Origin of the sequence: Marivita geojedonensis, assembly GCF_002115805.1 — a bacterium.
Lineage (GTDB): Bacteria > Pseudomonadota > Alphaproteobacteria > Rhodobacterales > Rhodobacteraceae > Marivita > Marivita geojedonensis.
Genome location: NZ_JFKC01000019.1, coordinates 57904 through 76581, shown reverse-complemented (window position 1 = coordinate 76581; position 18678 = coordinate 57904). Strand labels below are relative to the sequence as shown.

The window sequence follows — 18678 nt, the reverse complement described above, 5'->3', positions numbered from 1 at the left end:
TACACCAGTGCCTTGGGTGGTGGTGGTTTGGTCGTTCATGGCGTTGGTCTCCCTCGCACCGTCCGATCCTCCTCGGACGTTCCAGACAGCGATCACAAGCGTGTTATCGCACCTCGGCGTGGATCATACGCGAGTCTGAAAACAAATAAATAAGCAAATAAATATCAGCTAGTTAGATGTAAATATTTTTCAGAAACAAAAGAAAATAAGTAAAATAATTTACCGGACGTGACGTAACATGCTCAAATAGCACGCATCTTTGAAAATGGGGATTTCGGGCCGTTTGCGGTAACCGTGGCAAGCTGAAGCAGGCGAGCCTACCCAGTTGTGGGTGTGACAAATTGATCCGGTATGCCGTTGTATGCCGTTTTCCCTGCCTGCTTTTGCGCCGCGAATGCCGAAACCCCCTGAAACGCGTGCTGAGTCGTTCGCGTCGAACAGTGCAGGCTTGGTCCGAACGCGCCACCTGTCTAAGCTGAACACAGGATTTCAAGGAGCACTACCGACCATGACGGACCTCAGCCCACTTGCCCGCCGCATCGCCGTTGGCCGCGGTGATGCCCCTGCAGATTTGGTCCTGCGTGGAGCAAAGACTCTCGATCTGGTCACCGGAGATCTGCTCGACGGAGACATCGCCATTTGCGACGGCGTGATCGCTGGCACCTGCGGCAGCTATGACGGATCCGAGATCCGCGACATGACGGGGCTCATCCTCGTGCCGGGCTTCATCGACACGCATCTGCACATCGAAAGCTCTTTGGTCACGCCTTATGAATTCGACCGCTGCGTTGGCCCGCATGGCATTACCACCGCCATCTGCGACCCGCATGAGATCGCCAATGTGATCGGTGCTGTGGGCATCCGCTATTTCCAGGAGGCCAGCCGCCACACGCTGATGGACATTCGCGTGCAGCTGTCCTCCTGCGTGCCGTCCACCCATATGGAAACCGCCGGGGCAGAGTTGCTGGCCGCTGATCTGGCAGACCTCATGGGGCACCCCTCGGGCATCGGGCTTGCGGAATTCATGAATTATCCCGGGGTGATCTACCGCGATCCTCAGGTGATGGAAAAGCTGCACCTCTTCGAAGGCGGCCATATCGACGGCCACTGCCCGCAACTGCGCGGCATGGATCTCAACGCTTACATCGCCGCCGGGATTTCGACTGAACATGAAGCGACCACCGCCGAGGAGGCGCGCGAGAAGCTGCAGAAGGGGATGCGTGTTCTGATCCGTGAGGGGTCGGTCTCGAAAGACCTGCACGCGCTGCAACCGCTGCTGACGGAACGCACGGCGCCGTACATGTGCCTTTGTACCGACGACCGGAACCCGCTGGATATCGCGGAAGAGGGACACCTCGACCACATGATCCGCACGCTGATCTCCATGGGCACGCCGCCGCTCGCAGCCTATCGCGCCGCGTCCCTGTCAGGGGCCGAGGCGTTCGGGCTCAAGGATCGCGGGTTGATCGCGCCGGGCAAGCGGGCGGATATCGTGGCGGTTCGAACGCTCGAGGCCTGCGATGTGCAGACCGTGTTCTGCGCAGGGGTGGAAGCCACGGTCGAGAATTTTACCAAGCGGTCAAAAATCGAACCTGTGGGCACCGGGTCGGTCCACGCACCGCATCTGAAGCCCGAGGATTTCCGCGCCAAGGGCAACCGGACCGAGACCGATGTGATCGGCATCGTTGAGGGCAAGATCATCACTGAACATCTGCACGAGACAGTTCCGGTCGAAGATGGCGACAAGCATCCCGACCCCGCGCGCGATCTCATTCGCATTGCGGTGGTCGAACGGCATGGCAAGAACGGCAACATCGCCACCGGCTTTGTGCGCGGCTTCGGGTTGCAGCGGGGGGCGATTGCCTCGACCGTTTGTCACGACCACCACAACATCGCCTGTGTTGGGGTAGATTACGCCGACATGGCGTTGGCCGCGAACCGGCTGTCCGAGATTGAGGGCGGTTTCGTCGTGGCGGCGGGGGGCGAGGTCCTGGCAGAGCTGGCTTTGCCTGTGGCCGGGCTTATGAGCCTTGAGCCGTTTGAAGAGGTGCATGACCGTCTGGTGGACCTGCGTGCGGCGGCCAAGAGCCTTGGTGTGACGCTCAACGAGCCGTTCCTGCAACTGGCGTTCCTGGCGCTGCCGGTCATTCCGGCGCTCAAGATCACCGACCGGGGGATGGTCGATGTGACGAAGTTCGAGATCATTCCTTAACGCACAGCGGCGGCGAGCAGTTCGGTCAGCAGAGGGTTCGGGTAGCGCCGGTTGAGGGTCACGGCATAGAACAGCTCATGCAGGTCCAGCATCGCCGCCTGTACCAAATCGCCGCGTGCAAGTTCGTCCTTCACCACGATCGGCGGGACCACGGCCAACCCCGTTCCGCGCAGGGCGAGGAGGCGGATCATTGCCATGTCATCGACTTCAGCGGCGATGGTGGGTTTGGCTTGCACCCGAGCCAGCAGCGTGTCGAAGGCATTGCGGATCTGCGTGTCACGGGTGGGCAGAATCAGGGGTTGATCGGCCACCAGTTCTTCGAAGGGGCGGTTGCCGCGCACCCGGTCGGGGGTGCCGAAAAGACCCACCGTCTGATCGGCCAGTTTCTGTGTCAGGTAAGGGCTGATCGCGTCGCGGGCGGGGGGCGTGTTGGTCAGCACCACATCGAGGTTCAGCGCATCTAACGCGGCATAAAGCTCTGCCGCGCTTCCGGATCGGAGAATGACTTCGACATCGGGGCGGCCAAGGACAGGTTCGAGAAACGTGATCTGGAAGTTGCGCGACAGGGTCGACAGCGCGCCGACGCGCAGCGCGCGCGCTGGACTTGCTGTGTCGCGCAGGGTGGCGAGCATCTCTTCGCCTGCGGAAAAGATCGTGTCGGCATGGTCGAGCGCGATGCGCCCCGCTTCGGTCAGGTGCAGCGCGCGGCCCCGTCGCTCGAACAGGGTTTGCCCGAGACGGTCCTCCAACTGCTTGATTTGAGAAGACAAAGCCGACTGTGACAGGTTCAGCCGCTCGGCCGTGCGAGTGAGGTTGCCGTCATGGGCCACGGCCCAGAAGTAGCGCAGGTGGTGGTAATTGAGTTCTGACATTCGTTCTATTTAAGTGAACGATAAATCCTAAACAATGTATTTTTCTTCAGAAAGGCCGCGCGTTAGGTCCCCGCTCAGGAACAAGGCCCAAAAAGGAGACCGTCCCATGATCACTGCTTTGCCGCTGCTGGCACCTGTGTTTTTCGCCCTTATCGGTGTCTTCTACATGACCCGCGATCTGCCGCGCGGATCGGTCCAACTCCGCTTTGGGGAGTATGCCGGACTGGCGGCGATGGGTGTGTCGCTGGGCACGCTGGCGCTGTTGATCCGCGACGGGTCATCGACCAGCCCGCTGATCGGCGCGGCCGAGATGGGCTTTGCCGCGCGGATCGACGCGGTGAGCGTGACCATGCTGATGCTGGTGAGCTTTATCGGCTGGGTCGTGATGCGGTTTGCGGTGACCTATACCGACGGTGAAAAGAACCAGTCGCGGTTCCTCGGCTGGTTGAGCCTTGGTCTGGCGTCGGTTCTGCTGCTGGTCACGGCAGGCAACCTGATCCAACTGATCATCGGCTGGGGCGCGGTGGGGCTTTGCGTCAACCGGCTGCTGCTGACCTACCCCGAACGGGCGGCGGCACAGCGGGCGGCGCGGAAAAAGGCGCTGTGTTCGATGGCGTCGGATGCCGGTCTCATTCTCGGCGCGTTTGCGCTGGCGGCGGCCTATGGCACGGCAGACATTCACACGATCACCGAGGCCGCGCGGGCAGGCGAGGGCGGCGGTGCCGCGATCCTTGCTGCGGGTCTCTTGGCAATCTCGGCGCTGTTCAAATCAGCACAGGTGCCGACGCACGGCTGGCTGACCGAGGTGATGGAAGCGCCGACGCCGGTTTCGGCCCTGCTGCACGCAGGTGTGGTGAACGCAGGCGGCTTCCTTCTCATCCGGTTCGCGGATGTGATGCTGCTCGCACCCGGGGTGCTGTCGGTTCTGGTGATCCTTGGCGGGTTTTCGGCTTTGTTCGGTGGTTTGGTCATGCTGACCCAGCCATCGGTCAAAACCTCTCTGGCGTGGTCCACCGTTGCACAGATGGGCTTCATGATCCTGCAATGCGGTCTGGCGCTGTTCCATCTGGCGCTGCTGCACATCGTGGCGCACTCGCTCTACAAGGCGCACGCCTTCCTTGCGTCGGGTGGCGCCGTTGCGCAGGTGGCGTCGATCCGGCGGCCCGGCCCGGTGGCGATCCCCAACAGCAAGGCGGTTCTCAAGGCGTTTGTCATCGCACTGGCGATCTACGGGACACTTGGCCTGCTCCTGGGTATCGACGGCAAGTCGGCGCAGTCGATTGCCCTCGGTGCGGTGCTGGTGATGGGTGTGGCCTATCTGCTGGCGCAAGGTCTGGCGGATCATGCGCCTGAGGTGCTGACCCGGCGCATGGCGGCCTATTCGGTGGCGACGACGCTCAGTTATTTCGCGCTGCAATCGGTGACGATTTGGCTGACCACCGGCGCACTGCCGGCAACTCCGGCCCCCGGTCCTTTGCAGTGGGCGCTGATGGTGCTGACAATCTTCAGCTTTGGCACCGTTGCCTGGGCGCAGGCGACCTTTCCGAACTGGGCCAGCCATCCGGCCGCCCAAGGGCTTCGGGTGCATCTTTCGAACGGCTTTTACCTCAACGCGGTGTTTGACCGGCTGACCGGCGGCTGGGCCGCACGGACACGGTAACTCAGGGACAGGAGATCAAGACATGCTGACAATGGTTGAACGGTTCTCGGGTCCGGCCCTTGAGATCATGGCAGGCGCGAAAAACGCCGCCGCCCATATCCCGCCGCTCTGGTCGCTTGAGGCGACGGTGGCCGTGAACCCCTATGTTGGGCAGGCGGGCGAGCCTTTGCACGTGGCCGCTGCACGCCTGGCGCGGGTCGCGGGTGTGCGGACAGTGCCGGAGCGGGCGCATTTCAAAGCGAAATTCGCGGCGCATGAGTTGAGCGTGGCGGATCTTGAGGCGGGTCTGGCCGAGGTGCCGGAACTGGCGGCAACGGTCGACGACCTGATCGCGGCGATGGACAGGACCGTGCCCGCGCCCGTAACCCTGCCGACGCTTGCGGATCTGGCCGAAGAGGTGTCGGACATCAACTGGCCCGACTTCGTGGCCGAACGGATCGGGCATTGGGCGGGTGGCCACTATGACACCGGTCAGGCGCTTTGGCCTGCGCCCAAGACGCGAGCGTGGCTTTCGTGGCGGTCCTTTGCTCAGCGGGATCTGACGCCAGAGATTTTCGGTCTGACGGGCTTTGCTGCGCGGGTGGCGTCGATGTCGATGTCGGCGCGGGGCGCGCTGACCAAATGTGCCGAGGATATGGGGATCACGGCGGATGCCTGTGAAAGCTATTTCCACACGCTGCTGATGCGGCTGGGCGGTTGGGCGCAGCTTGCTTCGGGTGAGGCGTTCCGGGCGAACTTGAAAGGTGAGGGCAACAACGACATCACCGATCTGCTGACCGCCAAGCTGGTTTTTGAGGCGGCGCTTCTGGCGCGCTACAAGGACCAGATCGGCGCGCGTTGGGAAGAGGTGCTCAAGGCCCACGCGCAGCCCGTCGTACCAAGCGAGGACGATCTGATCGACGCGGCGCTTCAGGCGGCAGCGGATCACGCGGCGGCGCGGGCTTTGGACGCCACTTTGGCGCAGCCCGTGGAGGCCAAGGAAGTGGTGCCGAACGTGCAGGCGGCATTCTGCATCGACGTACGGTCCGAAGTGTTCCGGCGGGCGTTGGAAGCCTCGGGCGACGGGATCGAGACCATCGGTTTTGCGGGTTTCTTCGGCATCGCGGCGGCGCATCACGGATTTGCGTCGGACGTGTTGGAAACCCGCGGTCCGGTGCTGATCAACCCCGGTGCGACCTCTGCTGCGACCGACCCGCAGGACAGCGACATGCTGACCCGCGTGGCAAAGCGGGTGACTCGGGCCTGGGGCCGGTTCCGGCTGGCGGCTGTGTCGAGCTTTGCCTTCGTCGAGGCGACCGGGCCGCTGTACCTCGGCAAGCTGGTACGGGATTCACTGGCGCAGAAAAACCCGAGCCTCGGTGGCGATCCGGCACCGGCCCTGGCCGACAGCATTTCGGTTGCGGAGCGGATCGGCATTGCGGCGGCGATCCTGTCGGGGATGTCGCTGAAATCCGGGTTCGCCAAGGTGATCCTGCTGGCCGGTCACGGCGCGGGGGTCGTCAACAACGCTCATGCCAGCGCGCTGCAATGCGGTGCCTGTGGCGGTCATGCGGGCGACGTGAACGCCCGGTTGGCTGCGGTTTTGCTCAACGATCCCGAGGTCCGGTCCGGGCTTGCAGCAAAAGGGATCGAGGTGCCGCAGGACACGGTGTTCCTTGCCGGACTGCATGACACGGTGACCGACGAGGTGCGGCTCTTCGTGGATGATCTGCCTGCGGGGCATGTGCAGGGCGCGACGATTTCGGCGTTGAAACAGGCGCTGAAATTGGCGGCCCGGGTCACGCGGGGCGAGCGGGCGGCCCGGTTGCCACGGGCAACGGATCAGGCGGCGGTCATGGCGCGGGCCAAGGATTGGTCGGAAACCCGGCCGGAATGGGGACTTGCGGGCTGTTCGGCCTTCATAGCGGCGCCCCGGTCGCGGACCACTGGGCGGAGCCTTGCTGGGCGGTCGTTCCTGCACAGCTATGACTGGCGGCAGGACAAGAACTTTCAGGTGCTGGAGTTGATCCTGACTGCGCCGGTGGTCGTGGCGAGTTGGATCAGCCTGCAGTATTACGGATCGTCCGTCGCGCCGGATGCGTTCGGGGCCGGGAACAAGCTTTTGCACAACGTGACCGGCGGGATTGGTGTGGTCGAAGGCAATGGCGGCGTGCTGCGCGGCGGGTTGCCGTGGCAGTCGGTGCATGACGGTGAAACCTTCATGCATGATCCATTGCGGCTCTCGGTCGCCGTGGAAGCGCCGCGCGAGGCGATCAGCGCAATCCTCAATCGGCACGAGGGTGTTGCGGCGCTGTTCGACAATGGCTGGTTGAAGCTGTTTGCGATGGACGACGAAGGACGTCTGGGCTGGCGCTATACCGGCGGCGGGGAATGGGTGTCGTTGCGGGGGGATAAGGCTGCGGCGCAGATAGCGGCGGAGTGACCCGTCATAAAAGATAACGCCCGGCGTGAATCGCCGGGCAGCGCCGACCCGCCCCCACCGGGGCGGCGCTTTCAGCACCACCCCGACGGGCCGGCGCTGCCCTAATTCAAAGGATCAACCCTCGCTGATCTCAACCTCAACTCCGAGTCCACGCAGCACATCCCAATAATTCGGGAACGTCTTGGACACGCAGTAAGGGTCTTCGATCCGCACGCCTTTGACCTTTATGGCGGCCAAGGCAAAGCACATGGCAATGCGGTGGTCGGCGTGGCTGTCGATCAGTCCATCACTCACATGGCTGGCCAGCGCGGGATCGGCGTGGACGATCAGATCGTCCCCTTCGACCGAAGCCAATCCGGCGCGGACCTGCAACAGGCCTTTATGCACTGCATCGATCCGGTCGCATTCCTTGACCCGCAGGTTCTCGATCCCGGTGAAGCGCACCGGGGTTTCGTTGAACGCGGCCAGCACGGCGAGGGTCGGGACGGCGTCCTGCATCTGTGATCCGTTGATCTCGGCCGGCATCTGCGGGAAGGCGGCGATCATGTCGTATGCTTTGGCATCGGGCTGGTTCATGTCACCGGGGGCAGTACCGATGTCGATCTGCCCACCGGTGAGTTTTTCCGCCGCCCACAGGTAAGTTGCCGCGCTCGCGTCGGGTTCGACGTGGTAATCAGCGGCGCTGTAGCCGCCGGGTGCGACGATGATCTGGTTCTCGGAGGGGAACTCCACTGTCGCGCCAAACGCGCGCATGACGGCCGCAGTGATGTGCAGGTAGCCCACCGCGCCGATCTTGCCGCCACCGATGGTGATGCGGGTCTCACCGTCGCCCATCGCGGCCAGCATCATGATGGCCGAGATGTACTGGCTTGAGAGCTTGCCGCTGACCTCGATCTCACCGCTGCGGAAGGTGCCGGTGCCTTTGACTGTCACGGGCGGGCAGCCGGTTTCAGAGGTCGCATTGACGCCCATTGCGCGGAGTGTGTCGAGCAGAGGTGCGATGGGGCGCTTCTGCATATGCTCGTCGCCGGTGACGATGGTGGTGCCGTTCACCAAAGCGACGGCGGCGGTCAGAAACCGGGTCGCGGTGCCGGCATTGCCGAGAAAGAGCGGCTCGGACGCCGGCTGCAAGGCACCTGAGCCCGTGACCTCAACGGTGGTTTCATCAACCTCTGTGATGCCTACGCCCATCTGGCGCAGAGCGGTCATCATGTAATGCGTGTCGTCGCTGCGCAGGATGCCGGTCAGCCGGCTTGTCCCGCGCGCCAAGGCGGCCACCAGAAGCGCGCGGTTTGTGACGGATTTGGAGCCGGGCAATGTCACGCGGCCCACAAGCGGCTGGGTCACAGGGGTGATCTTGGCGATGGGCAGGGACATTGCAGGTCTCCGGTCGGAACGTCACTCGCGGGTTTACGGGTTTTGCCGTGCGTCGCAATGCCAAAGTCATTTGGCGGATCGGCACAGATCTCTCTCCATAGCCGCGCGGTTTTTGGGAAAGCGTTACAAAACTGTGATCATCACTATGCTAAGTGCGCGCGACTCTCATGGGGATGACCGACGATGACCACCTACGCGCTGAACGGGCTTGGCCGCATTGGCAAGCTTGCCCTGAAACCCCTGTTGGAACGGGGGGCGAAGATTGCCTGGATCAATGACGCGGTGGGCGATCCGGCGATGCACGCGCATCTGTTCGAGTTCGACACGGTGCATGGACGGTGGAACGCGGAGTTTGCGCATGACGCCGACAGCATCACCATCGACGGGGTACGCTTGCCGTTTGTCGGAACCAAAGACCTGTCGGCGCTGCCGATGGACGGTGTGGACGTGGTGATCGACTGCACTGGTGTTTTCAAATCAGAGGCGAAGATCGCGCCCTATTTTCAAATGGGGGCGAAGAAAGTCGTGGTGTCGGCGCCGGTCAAGGACGGGCCGACGGCAAACATCGTCTATGGTGTGAATGACGACATCTATGATGCTGAGAGCCATGACATCATCACGGCGGCAAGCTGCACGACCAATTGCCTAGCGCCCGTGGTGAAGGTGTTGCATGAGAATATTGGCATAAGTCATGGGTCCATCACGACAATCCATGATGTGACGAACACGCAAACCATCGTGGATCGCCCCGCCAAAGACCTGCGCCGCGCACGGTCGGCATTGAATTCGCTGATCCCGACAACCACGGGAAGTGCCACGGCAATTACACTGATTTACCCGGAGCTCAAAGGTCGGTTGAACGGCCATGCCGTGCGGGTGCCGCTGCTGAACGCGTCGTTGACCGACTGTGTGTTCGAGATGGATCGCGCGACCACGGTGGAGGAGGTGAACGCGCTGTTCAAGGCGGCTGCGGAAGGTCCGCTCAAAGGCATCCTTGGCTATGAGGAACGCCCGCTGGTGTCGACCGATTACACCAATGACACGCGGTCGAGCATCGTCGATGCGCCCTCCACGATGGTGGTGAACGGCACGCAGGTAAAAGTCTACGCGTGGTATGACAACGAGATGGGTTATGCGCATCGCTTGGTCGATGTGGCGCTGATGGTGGGTGAGCGGTTGTGACCAAACCCGACGGGCTGTCTGCCTATATCGCCGTCACGGCGGCCTATTGGGCCTTCATGCTGACCGATGGCGCGTTGCGGATGTTGGTGCTGTTGCACTTTCATACGCTGGGGTTTTCGCCGATTCAGCTGGCGTATCTGTTTGTGCTCTACGAGATCGCAGGCATGGTCACGAACCTGTCCGCCGGTTGGATCGCGGCGCGGTTCGGGTTGACCTCGACGCTCTATGCGGGGCTGGGGTTGCAGGTCGTGGCGCTGGTGGCGCTGGCGCAATTGGACCCGTCCTGGAGCATTGCGGCCTCGGTCGCCTTTGTCATGTGCGTGCAGGGCGCGTCGGGGGTGGCAAAGGACCTGGCCAAGATGTCGTCGAAGTCGGCGGTTAAGCTGCTTGCGCCTAAGGAAGACGGCGGGCTGTTCCGCTGGGTGGCGGTACTGACCGGATCGAAGAACGCGGTGAAAGGGGTGGGTTTCCTGCTGGGTGCCGCGCTCTTGGCGACGCTGGGTTTTGTCGCTGCGATCTATTCGATGGCGGCGGTGCTGGCGGTGATCCTGCTGGCGATCATTGTCTTCATGCCGTCTGGCCTGCCGAAAGGCCGCAAGAGCGCCAAGTTCTCGGAAGTGTTTTCGAAATCCGCCAATGTGAACTGGCTGTCGGCGGCGCGGGTTTTCCTGTTCGGGGCGCGGGACGTGTGGTTCGTGGTGGGCATCCCGATCTATTTCTACGCGGTGCTGTCGGATGGGACGGAGGCGGGCAATCGCGCGACGTTTTTCCTGATCGGCACGTTCATGGCGGTCTGGATCATCCTATACGGGGTCGTGCAGGCCAACACGCCGAAGCTGCTGCGTGCGGCGGATCGGGGCCAGGCAGCGCTGATCTCGGATGCGCGGAAGTGGGCGTTTTTGCTGCTGGCAGTACCGGTGGCGTTGACCGTGGCGGCGGTGCTGTCGCCAGAGCCGCAGATGTGGCTGACGGTGACGCTGGTGGTCGGTCTTCTGACACTTGGCGCGCTGTTCGCGGTCAATTCCGCGCTTCATTCCTATCTGATCCTGGCCTTTACCCAGAGCGAACGGGTCACGATGGATGTGGGGTTCTACTACATGGCCAATGCTGGCGGGCGGCTCTTGGGCACGGTTCTGTCGGGGCTCAGCTATCAGGTTGGCGGATTGCCCTTGGTGCTGGGAACGGCTTCGGCCATGGTGGCGCTGTCGGCTGTGGCCGCGGGGCGGCTGCACAGCGAGGGAGCGGCTGCGTCCGCCAATTGATCGGGAGCGTAGACTTGACCCCGGATCGGCTTTGCGACCTGATGCCCGCAGCCGGGACAGGCCCCGGCGAAAGGCCAGACCCTGATGACCGACCATACCACGACCCATGACGCGGAGGAGGATGCGCGCAACCGCGATATTCTCATCTACATCAACGGCACGCTCTACCCGCGCGACGAAGCGAAGGTCTCGGTCTACGATTCCGGCTTCCTGTTGGGCGACGGCATGTGGGAGGGGATGCGCCTTTATGATGGGGTCTGGGCGTTCTTTGACGAGCACATGGACCGGTTTCTCGACAGCTGCTACGCGGTGGGCCTTGATGTGGGCATGGACCGCGCCGGGATTGCCGACGCGCTGAGGATGACGGCAGAGGCGAACGGCATGACCACGGATGTGCATTGCCGGTTGATGCTCACGCGGGGCACCAAGGTGAAGCCGTTTCAGCATCCGAGCCTGTCGCGGTCGGGGCCGACGTTGGTGATCATCATGGAGCATTCCAAGCCTGCGCAGGCTTTGCAGGCGCAGGGAATCCGGCTGGCCTCGGTCCCGCAGGTGCGGGGGCTGCCGCACAGTCAGGATGCCAAGTTCAACAGTCATTCCAAGCTGAATTGCGTAATCGCCTGCCTTCAGGCCGAGGCAGCGGGGGCGGACGAGGCGCTGATGCTAGACCCGCATGGGTTTGTGAACACGACCAATGCCTGCAACTTCTTCATCGTGCGCAAGGGGGAGGTTTGGACCTCGACCGGGGACTACTGCATGAACGGAGTGACGCGGCAGAAGGTGATCGACCTGTGCCGCGATAACGGCATCCCGGTGTTCGAGAAGAACTATTCGCTTTACGAGGCATATTCGGCGGATGAGGCGTTTCTGACCGGAACCTTTGGGGCGCAGACGCCTGTGGCATCGATTGACGGCAAGGCGATCGGATCGGGTGAGAGACCGCTGACGCACCACATCCGGACGCTTTACAAAGAAGCGGTCGCCAAGGACATCGCGGCCCGGAGGGCGCGCTGACGTCAGGTGGCGGGGTCAGAGGCGACCTCGCGCAGGTGAACGCCGAGAAGAACGAACGCGGGCCAGAGCATATAGGCTTCGATTTCGATGTTCTCGCCAAAGGACAGAAGCACCATTGTCATCAGAATCCCCATCGGCAGACGGCCCCTTGGGTGTCTCGCCGCGTCGAACATGGCGAAAAGGGTGTGCCAGACCATCGGGACAAGCAGGGCGAGAAAGCCCACGACGCCCTTGACGAAAAGCAGGCCGAACCATGTGTGATGGCTGCCGATGGGCATGTATTCAACGGCGTGTGACCCGGGGTGGACGGTGCCGTGCCCGAACCACATCGCGTCATTCTGCCAGCGCTCTTTGGCGATTCGCTGAAGGGTTTCGCGGACGCGCGTGCTGTCGGCGCGTGCGCCTTTGAACGCGGCAACCGCGTCCTGAGCCAATGCCATCAACGTGGTGCCAAGAACCGCCATCGAGGCGGTCAGGGTAGCCGTCACATGCCACGCCCAGCCGCGCAGGATCAGTGGCATCATGCGCGGGCCAAAGGTGCAGGCGACCAGACCGACCAGCCCCATGCGGGACTTTGAGGCCAGGATCATCAGAACGCCGCCCAGAACTCCGGCGATCATCCATTTGCGGTTTTTCTCTTCGAGCGCGAAGAGAACCATGATCACTCCGAGCAAAGCGGCGAAGGGCGACCATGGCGCGTAGAACTGCCAGCGCGGGGTCCAACTGGCGGGATCGTAGGTGAAGAAATAGACGCTGAAATACTCTGGCCCCGGGCCGCCTATGGCCTTGAGGGGTGAGGTGAAGATCCGCTCTGGCAGGCCGATATAGGGCGCGGCGAGCAGGATGGGCGCGAGGGCGAGCGTCCACATGCCGATCACGCATTGCCCCCGGATCAGGATATCACGTCGGATCGGCAGCACGGCACCTACGAGGGGAAAGAGTGCCAGAAGCGCCCAACCCTTGGCCCAGCCGATCGAGGACTTGATGGTCTGTTTCAGGCCAAGGCCCCAATCGAGGTGCCCAACCCAGAGCGCAACAAGCATGACGAACATGCCAAGCATCCAGACCAGAACAAGCGGCGGCACCGGACCGGTTGCGCGCAGGTCTTCGCGGATCGCCGGGCCGAGATAGAGCGCAAGAAGCGCCAGCATGCCGAGGACCCAGGCGAGGACCGGCCCGACCACATAAAGCGCCCCGACCGCGTAGAACGGCCAGGTGAAAACCATCGTCCTGTAGACGATGGTTTCTGCCGGGTTTCGCGGGATCATACTGCGTCGTTCGGTTTGTTCAGCAGCCGGCTGATGACGGCAGAGCGGATCCAGCCCAGTACGAGGCCCATCAACAGCATCAGGGTCGCGGCAGCACCGGCAGCGATGGCCAGTTTCCGATTGGGGGACGATGGGCTGTCCGGCAGGGACGGGTTTTCAAGGACCTGAACCAGCGGGTAGGACGCGTAAACATCCGACTTCGTGGATTGAGAGCGTGCGATGGCGGAGGCGAAGACGGCTTCGGCCACCGAGAAATCGCGCTGAAGATCCTGCAGGCGCGCCGCGGGTGCCGCGAGTTCGGCCTGCCGGTCGAGTTCGGTTTCAAGACGGTGCGACAGGGCGACGTGCTGTTCTGCAAGCCCGGCGCGTTCGGCATCCATGCGGACGAGTTCGGCCAGAAGCTCGGCCCGCGCGCCTGCCGGAGCGAGGTCAAGGTTTTCGAGATCGGCGCGGGGCAGGTCCGTGACGATGCTGGCCTGTTCGAGCGCTGCCGCCTGCGCGGCCTTGTGTGCGGCGCGGGCCTCCTGCACCTTGGGGTGGTTCTCGCCAAAGCGGGCGCGGGCTTCGGCCAGAGTTGCAGCGTGCAGCCCGACCTCGTCTGTGAGGGCGGTGAACTGTGCGTCGGCGTAGAGCTTCAGCGTTGCTGCGGCGGCCTGAGCGGGTAGGCCCAGCGTTGTCTCAAGGGCCGAAACGCGTTGGGTCTTTTCCTGAAGGGTTGCGGCGAGATCCTGAACGCGGGCATCAAGCTCGCGGGTCGCTTCGACCATCGCATCATACTGTTCCGCCGAGATCAGCCCGGTGTCCTGCTGGAGCCGTGCGATATCTGCGCGCGTGGCGGCGACGGATGCCTGGTAGTCCGCGATTGCGGCAAGCCCGCTGTCTTCGCGGGTCATCTGTTCGTCGGCGCGAAGCGCGTCGAGTTCTGCAAAAAACGCTGTCAAAAGCGCGTTGCCGCGCGCCTGTGCGTCTTCGGCGCTGCGACCGGTGATTTCGAGATGAATGAGGCTGGTCTGGTCAACCAGTTTGATCCGGGGCTGACCGAACTCGGCGCGGCTCAGTTCCATGGACTTGGCTGCGGCTGCGAGGATGCGGTCTGCGCCGATCAGGCGCTTGTAGGTTTCGGTTGGGCTGACCGAATTGCTGGCGAAGGCCGAGTTTGCGTAGGAAGAAGCCTGCCCGATTCCATTGAGGTTCATCGATGCCGACGCACCGGAACCGGGCAGGATAAGTGAGGACTGCGATTTGAACGCGAGCGGTGCCGTGCGCAGGTAGCCGGTGATTGGAGCCCAAATCATCGCGCCACCCAAGAGAGCAAACGCAAGGTACCGAGGGAAACGCCCCATGTCGCTGAGGCGACCGCCCATCAGGATGCGCCGCAGGGGCAAGCGGCGGCGCAGTAGAGGTGGTGTCAGAAGTCCTGACTGGGCGGTTTGTAGCGACATGAGGCATCTCCTGTCCTCAGTGCTACACCAGCTTTGTTCCGTGATCTTCCACGCGCTCGGATGGTCAGGCGGGATATTCGGAGCAAGACCTATCCGAAGGGATGGGTCAGAACAGCCCTGCCTCGCGCGCGATCAATGCTGCCTGCGTCCGGTTCGATGCATCGAGTTTGCGGTACAGCGTCTTCATGTGCAGCTTTACCGTTGGTTCGGTGATGTCGAGGTCCCGTGCGATTTCCTTGTTCGACTTGCCCTCGGTCAGTCCTTTGAGCACCTGCAATTCGCGGGGGGTCAGTTTGTCCGCGAGCGGGTGGGAGGGGGTTTCCTCGGTCGCCGTCATGAAATCGATGGGTGCGTACTGTTCCCCCATGGCCATGAACTTCACGGCGTTGATCATGGATTTCGCGGGAAGCGTCTTGGGAACGAAGCCGGCAGCCCCGGCTTCGAGCGCTTTCTCGACGATGTCGCGGGATGCCGAGCCCGACAGCAGCGCCACGCGCTGACCGCCCTTCAGGGTCATCGCCGTCTTGAGACCGTCCAGCCCGTTCATGCCGGGCATGTTCAGATCAAGCAGGATGAGATCGTACGGGTCGTCGGATTCGATTCTCTTGCAGGCTTCCGAGAAGTCCGCAGCGGAGCTTGTTTCAATGTCGCTTTGCGACTGGAGAAACATCACCAGCGTGTCACGCAGCAAATCATGGTCATCGGCAATAAGAACACGCATCACTCTCTCCTCGGGTGGTGCCAGAAATATACGGTACACGGCGCAGTTGCACGGCAAAAATCGAGCAATTTTGAGACCCAAGGTTAGCGCAAACGGATAGGTTCCGGAACGTCCGGGTAGGTGTTCCGCTCCCACTGGCTGTGAGCGTTAACCAAAGTCCCAAACCGCTGTCCGTCCGCCACGTTGAGGCAACGCGTCGAAGGCGTCAGGTTCTGCGCAAATCTCGATACCGCAAGGACCTGTAACGTGAAACATACCTCTTTTTCTACCGAGTTCGATCTTGCCGAACTGGTCAACCTGCCGCGTCTGAAGACCACGTTTGTACGCGCGCTTGACCTTGATCTTGTCAGCGCCACGTCGGCTCAGGCGATTACGGCGCTGCTGGCGCCGGGCCGCCGTCGCGTGTTCTTCATGAATGCGCATTGCTGCAACGTGCGCCGCCGGGACCGCGCCTATGCCGAAGCTGTTGCTGCCGCAGACATGCTGCTGCCCGATGGAATCGGGGTGGAGATCGCCGCAAAGATGAGCGGTGTGCAGCTGGCCGAGAATCTCAACGGAACCGACTTTGTTCCAGCGCTGCTCGAGCAGGCCGCCCGGATGGGCAAATCGGTTTTCCTGTTCGGCGGCAAGCCGGGAACTGCAGATGCGGCAGCGATCAAACTTGTTCATGCGATTCCGGGTTTGCGAATTGCGGGAACCCGCGACGGATATGCGGGTGCGGCTGACACGGATGCGGTGATCGACGACATCAACGAGAGCGGCGCGGATATCGTTCTGGTCGCGCTGGGTGTTCCGATGCAGGAGATCTGGCTGCACCGGAACGCGCATCGTCTTGATGCCCCGCTCACGCTTGCTGTGGGTGCGCTGTTCGATTTCCTGGCTGGATCTGTCTCGCGTGCTCCGGAATTCGTTCGGAAAGCGCGCATGGAGTGGGGCTGGCGTCTCGCGCAGGAGCCGCGCCGCCTGGCCAAACGCTATCTGGCCGGTAATCTGACTTTTCTGGCCCATGCCGCAAAAACGGTTGTGATGCAGGGCGGTTTCGCCGCGTTTCAGCGCCGGTTCCTTGACGTGACCGTGTCTGCGACGGCGCTTGTCCTGCTGTCACCGCTTCTGCTGACCACTGCCGTCGCCATTCGGCTGGACAGCCGGGGACCGGTTCTGTTCAGGCAGACACGTGTGGGCCGCGCTGGTACGCACTTCACCATGTTCAAATTCCGGTCGATGTCGACCGATGCCGAGACACGGCGTGCCGCTTTGCTTGAGACCTCTGACCGGAACGGGATGTGCTTCAAGTCACGCAACGATCCGAGGGTCACGCGTGTCGGTCGCATCATCCGTCGCCTGTCGATCGATGAGCTGCCGCAGATCCTGAACGTTCTGCGCGGTGAGATGTCGATCGTCGGCCCGCGTCCTGCGCTGCCTTCCGAGGTCGCTGCCTATCCGAAGCGCGCCATGGGACGGCTTGCCGTCAAGCCGGGTATCACCGGTGTCTGGCAGGTTTCGGGCCGCGCCAACATCGATTTCGACCACATGGTCGAGATGGACATTTCCTATGCCGTTTCGCGCACGCTGCTGCTCGATATCGTGCTGATCTTCAAAACGTTTGGCGCGGTCGTCTCTGGACGCGGCGCGTACTGACCCCGGTTTTCAACCCGTAAACAGGACCATGACCATGACACATATCCGTAAAGCCGTTTTCCCAGTAGCTGGCATGGGAACGCGTTTTCTGCCCGCCACCAAGTCGATCCCCAAGGAAATGCTTCCGCTGATCGACCGACCGCTGATCCAGTACGCGGTGGACGAAGCCCGCGACGCGGGGATCGAGGAGTTCATCTTTGTGACCGCCGCAGGGAAGGGCGCACTGGAAGATTACTTCGACACCGCCGCCACGCTGGAACAGCGCCTTGAGGCAGCGGGCAAGACCGACGCCCTGGCGGCCCTGGCCCGGACGCGGATGGCAGATGGCGCGCTGACCTTCGTGCGTCAGGCAAAACCGCGCGGGCTGGGTCACGCGGTGGGGCTGGCAGCCCGACTGATCGACGACGAGCCTTTTGCGGTGCTTTTGCCTGACGATGTCATTCGGGCACCGCGCGGCGCTCTGAGCCAGATGGTTGCCGCGCATCGCGAAACGCGGGGGCACATGGTGGCGACTATGGATGTGCCCCGGTCGCAAACCTCATCCTACGGTATCCTTGACGTCGCCAGCACGACCGGTCGTCTGTCGCACGCACGCGGGCTGGTTGAGAAGCCGCAGCCCGAGCGGGCACCTTCCACGCAGGCCATTGTCGGTCGCTATATCCTTGAGCCATCCATCTTCGGTCGTCTGGCCAACCTCGGACCGGGTGCCGGTGGCGAATTGCAGCTGACCGACGCAATCAATGCCGATCTGGCCAATGTGGGTGTCAGCGGCTTCCGGTTCGAAGGAGAGCGGTTCGACTGCGGGTCGGTCCAGGGCTTTGTGCAGGCGACAGCCGCATATGTCATGGACCGCCCGGATCTGGCCGATGCGTTCTGCACCTTCATGCAGGCCCGGACGGCGCAGGTGCTTCGGGCTGCCTGATGCGGCGCTCCTATCCTTCGTGATGCGGTGACCCTATCCGAAAGGATAGGGTGGTATCCGTCTGCCCCTTAGGTCAGCGTCCCGTTTCATGTCATATCCCGCGAGATTTCGAGAGGACTTCTTATCATGTTTCGTGCCGTAGCCACAGTTTCCGCGTTTGTCGCCATGTCAGCCATGCCGCTATTTGCGGAGGATCTGGCGACGCCAAAGGGCGATGTCATCCTGACAATTACCGGTCAGATTGCCACCACCAACGTTGATGACAGCGCCCAATTCGATCTCGAGATGCTCGAGGCTCTTGGTTCCACAACAATCGAGACCACGACCATCTGGACCGAAGGGCCCAAGACCTTCGAGGGGGTGGCCTTGGCCACCCTGATCGAACACCTTGGACTCGAAGGAAGCCACCTGCGTGCAACAGCGATCAATGATTATGCTGTGGACATTCCGCTTTCGGATGCTGTCGATGGAGGGCCGATCGTGGCCTATCGCATGGACGGCGAAACCATGTCGGTGCGCGACAAGGGGCCGCTTTGGGTGATTTACCCCTATGACAGCAATTCGGACTATCGGACCGAAGTGATCTATTCCCGCAGTATTTGGCAACTCGACCGGCTGGAAGCAGTCGAGTAATCCTTGGCGGGGTCGGGTTCTCCCCAGGAACCCGACTTCGCCAAGGAGGATCA

14 protein-coding genes are annotated in these 18678 nt (G+C 62.4%); 9 read left to right on the top strand and 5 right to left on the bottom strand.

What is annotated here, in order from left to right; translation table 11 throughout:
- Positions 1–508 precede the first annotated feature (508 nt).
- Entirely contained in the window at positions 509–2212 is a 1704-nt protein-coding gene (gene ade / locus MGEO_RS16080) for an adenine deaminase (protein WP_085640150.1), read from the top strand.
- Here ade and MGEO_RS16075 read toward each other — a convergent pair.
- Positions 2209–3084, bottom strand: a complete 876-nt coding sequence (locus tag MGEO_RS16075; RefSeq protein WP_085640147.1) for a LysR family transcriptional regulator — start codon at positions 3082–3084, stop codon at positions 2209–2211. The two genes, ade and MGEO_RS16075, sit on opposite strands and share 4 nt — an antisense overlap.
- A gap of 106 nt (positions 3085–3190) precedes the next feature.
- On the opposite strand from MGEO_RS16075, the gene MGEO_RS16070 reads away from it, so the two are divergent.
- Together MGEO_RS16070 and MGEO_RS16065 are read left to right on the top strand one after the other, a co-directional pair.
- On the top strand, positions 3191–4744 hold the full coding sequence (locus MGEO_RS16070) for a proton-conducting transporter transmembrane domain-containing protein (RefSeq protein ID WP_085640145.1): 1554 nt from the start codon (positions 3191–3193) through the stop codon (positions 4742–4744).
- A gap of 22 nt (positions 4745–4766) precedes the next feature.
- Entirely contained in the window at positions 4767–7166 is a 2400-nt protein-coding gene (locus MGEO_RS16065; protein ID WP_085640142.1) for a YbcC family protein, read from the top strand.
- Between the two features lie 114 nt (positions 7167–7280).
- Here the strand turns inward: MGEO_RS16065 and MGEO_RS16060 are convergent, their stop codons facing one another.
- On the bottom strand, positions 7281–8543 hold the full coding sequence (locus MGEO_RS16060; RefSeq protein ID WP_085640139.1) for a 3-phosphoshikimate 1-carboxyvinyltransferase: 1263 nt from the start codon (positions 8541–8543) through the stop codon (positions 7281–7283).
- A 183-nt stretch (positions 8544–8726) separates the two neighbouring features.
- Between MGEO_RS16060 and MGEO_RS16055 the strand changes: the two genes are divergently transcribed.
- The 3 genes from MGEO_RS16055 to MGEO_RS16045 all read left to right on the top strand — a co-directional run bounded on the left by MGEO_RS16055 (position 8727) and on the right by MGEO_RS16045 (position 12001).
- A complete protein-coding gene (locus tag MGEO_RS16055) occupies positions 8727–9725 on the top strand; it encodes an ArsJ-associated glyceraldehyde-3-phosphate dehydrogenase (protein ID WP_085640137.1) in 999 nt (332 codons plus the stop codon).
- Positions 9722–10987 (top strand): organoarsenical effux MFS transporter ArsJ, encoded by a 1266-nt coding sequence (gene arsJ / locus MGEO_RS16050; RefSeq protein WP_085640134.1) that lies wholly within the window; start codon positions 9722–9724, stop codon positions 10985–10987. The genes MGEO_RS16055 and arsJ overlap by 4 nt, the downstream gene beginning before the upstream one ends.
- Positions 10988–11071: 84 nt before the next feature.
- Positions 11072–12001, top strand: a complete 930-nt coding sequence (locus MGEO_RS16045; protein WP_085640131.1) for an aminotransferase class IV — start codon at positions 11072–11074, stop codon at positions 11999–12001.
- Positions 12002–12003: 2 nt separating this feature from the next.
- Here the strand turns inward: MGEO_RS16045 and MGEO_RS16040 are convergent, their stop codons facing one another.
- The 3 genes from MGEO_RS16040 to MGEO_RS16030 all read right to left on the bottom strand — a co-directional run bounded on the left by MGEO_RS16040 (position 12004) and on the right by MGEO_RS16030 (position 15432).
- The gene (locus MGEO_RS16040) at positions 12004–13269 is read right to left on the bottom strand and encodes a capsular biosynthesis protein (RefSeq protein ID WP_085640128.1); all 1266 of its coding nucleotides are present in this window, start codon (positions 13267–13269) and stop codon (positions 12004–12006) included.
- Positions 13266–14711 carry a GumC domain-containing protein gene (locus MGEO_RS16035; protein ID WP_085640124.1) on the bottom strand — a complete coding sequence of 482 codons (1446 nt, stop codon included), beginning with the start codon at positions 14709–14711 and terminating at the stop codon, positions 13266–13268. Before MGEO_RS16035 ends, MGEO_RS16040 begins: the two co-directional genes overlap by 4 nt.
- Positions 14712–14817: 106 nt before the next feature.
- The gene (locus tag MGEO_RS16030) at positions 14818–15432 is read right to left on the bottom strand and encodes a response regulator (RefSeq protein ID WP_085640121.1); all 615 of its coding nucleotides are present in this window, start codon (positions 15430–15432) and stop codon (positions 14818–14820) included.
- A gap of 246 nt (positions 15433–15678) precedes the next feature.
- On the opposite strand from MGEO_RS16030, the gene MGEO_RS16025 reads away from it, so the two are divergent.
- The 3 genes from MGEO_RS16025 to MGEO_RS16015 all read left to right on the top strand — a co-directional run bounded on the left by MGEO_RS16025 (position 15679) and on the right by MGEO_RS16015 (position 18625).
- Positions 15679–17070: a WecB/TagA/CpsF family glycosyltransferase gene (locus MGEO_RS16025; RefSeq protein ID WP_085640117.1), complete on the top strand. Its 1392-nt coding sequence runs from the start codon at positions 15679–15681 to the stop codon at positions 17068–17070.
- A gap of 34 nt (positions 17071–17104) precedes the next feature.
- Positions 17105–17992: a UTP--glucose-1-phosphate uridylyltransferase gene (locus MGEO_RS16020; RefSeq protein ID WP_085640114.1), complete on the top strand. Its 888-nt coding sequence runs from the start codon at positions 17105–17107 to the stop codon at positions 17990–17992.
- 126 nt (positions 17993–18118) lie between these two features.
- On the top strand, positions 18119–18625 hold the full coding sequence (locus tag MGEO_RS16015; RefSeq protein ID WP_085640111.1) for a molybdopterin-dependent oxidoreductase: 507 nt from the start codon (positions 18119–18121) through the stop codon (positions 18623–18625).
- Positions 18626–18678 lie beyond the last annotated feature (53 nt).

Excerpts from the sequence above, each read along its gene's own strand:
- ade (WP_085640150.1), top strand. The coding sequence starts at position 509 with ATGACGGACCTCAGCCCACTTGCCCGCCGCATCGCCGTTGGCCGCGGT.
- MGEO_RS16075 (WP_085640147.1), bottom strand. The coding sequence starts at position 3,084 with ATGTCAGAACTCAATTACCACCACCTGCGCTACTTCTGGGCCGTGGCC.
- MGEO_RS16070 (WP_085640145.1), top strand. The coding sequence starts at position 3,191 with ATGATCACTGCTTTGCCGCTGCTGGCACCTGTGTTTTTCGCCCTTATC.
- MGEO_RS16065 (WP_085640142.1), top strand. The coding sequence starts at position 4,767 with ATGCTGACAATGGTTGAACGGTTCTCGGGTCCGGCCCTTGAGATCATG.
- MGEO_RS16060 (WP_085640139.1), bottom strand. The coding sequence starts at position 8,543 with ATGTCCCTGCCCATCGCCAAGATCACCCCTGTGACCCAGCCGCTTGTG.
- MGEO_RS16055 (WP_085640137.1), top strand. The coding sequence starts at position 8,727 with ATGACCACCTACGCGCTGAACGGGCTTGGCCGCATTGGCAAGCTTGCC.
- MGEO_RS16045 (WP_085640131.1), top strand. The coding sequence starts at position 11,072 with ATGACCGACCATACCACGACCCATGACGCGGAGGAGGATGCGCGCAAC.
- MGEO_RS16040 (WP_085640128.1), bottom strand. The coding sequence starts at position 13,269 with ATGATCCCGCGAAACCCGGCAGAAACCATCGTCTACAGGACGATGGTT.
- MGEO_RS16035 (WP_085640124.1), bottom strand. The coding sequence starts at position 14,711 with ATGTCGCTACAAACCGCCCAGTCAGGACTTCTGACACCACCTCTACTG.
- MGEO_RS16030 (WP_085640121.1), bottom strand. The coding sequence starts at position 15,432 with ATGCGTGTTCTTATTGCCGATGACCATGATTTGCTGCGTGACACGCTG.
- MGEO_RS16020 (WP_085640114.1), top strand. The coding sequence starts at position 17,105 with ATGACACATATCCGTAAAGCCGTTTTCCCAGTAGCTGGCATGGGAACG.
- MGEO_RS16015 (WP_085640111.1), top strand. The coding sequence starts at position 18,119 with ATGTTTCGTGCCGTAGCCACAGTTTCCGCGTTTGTCGCCATGTCAGCC.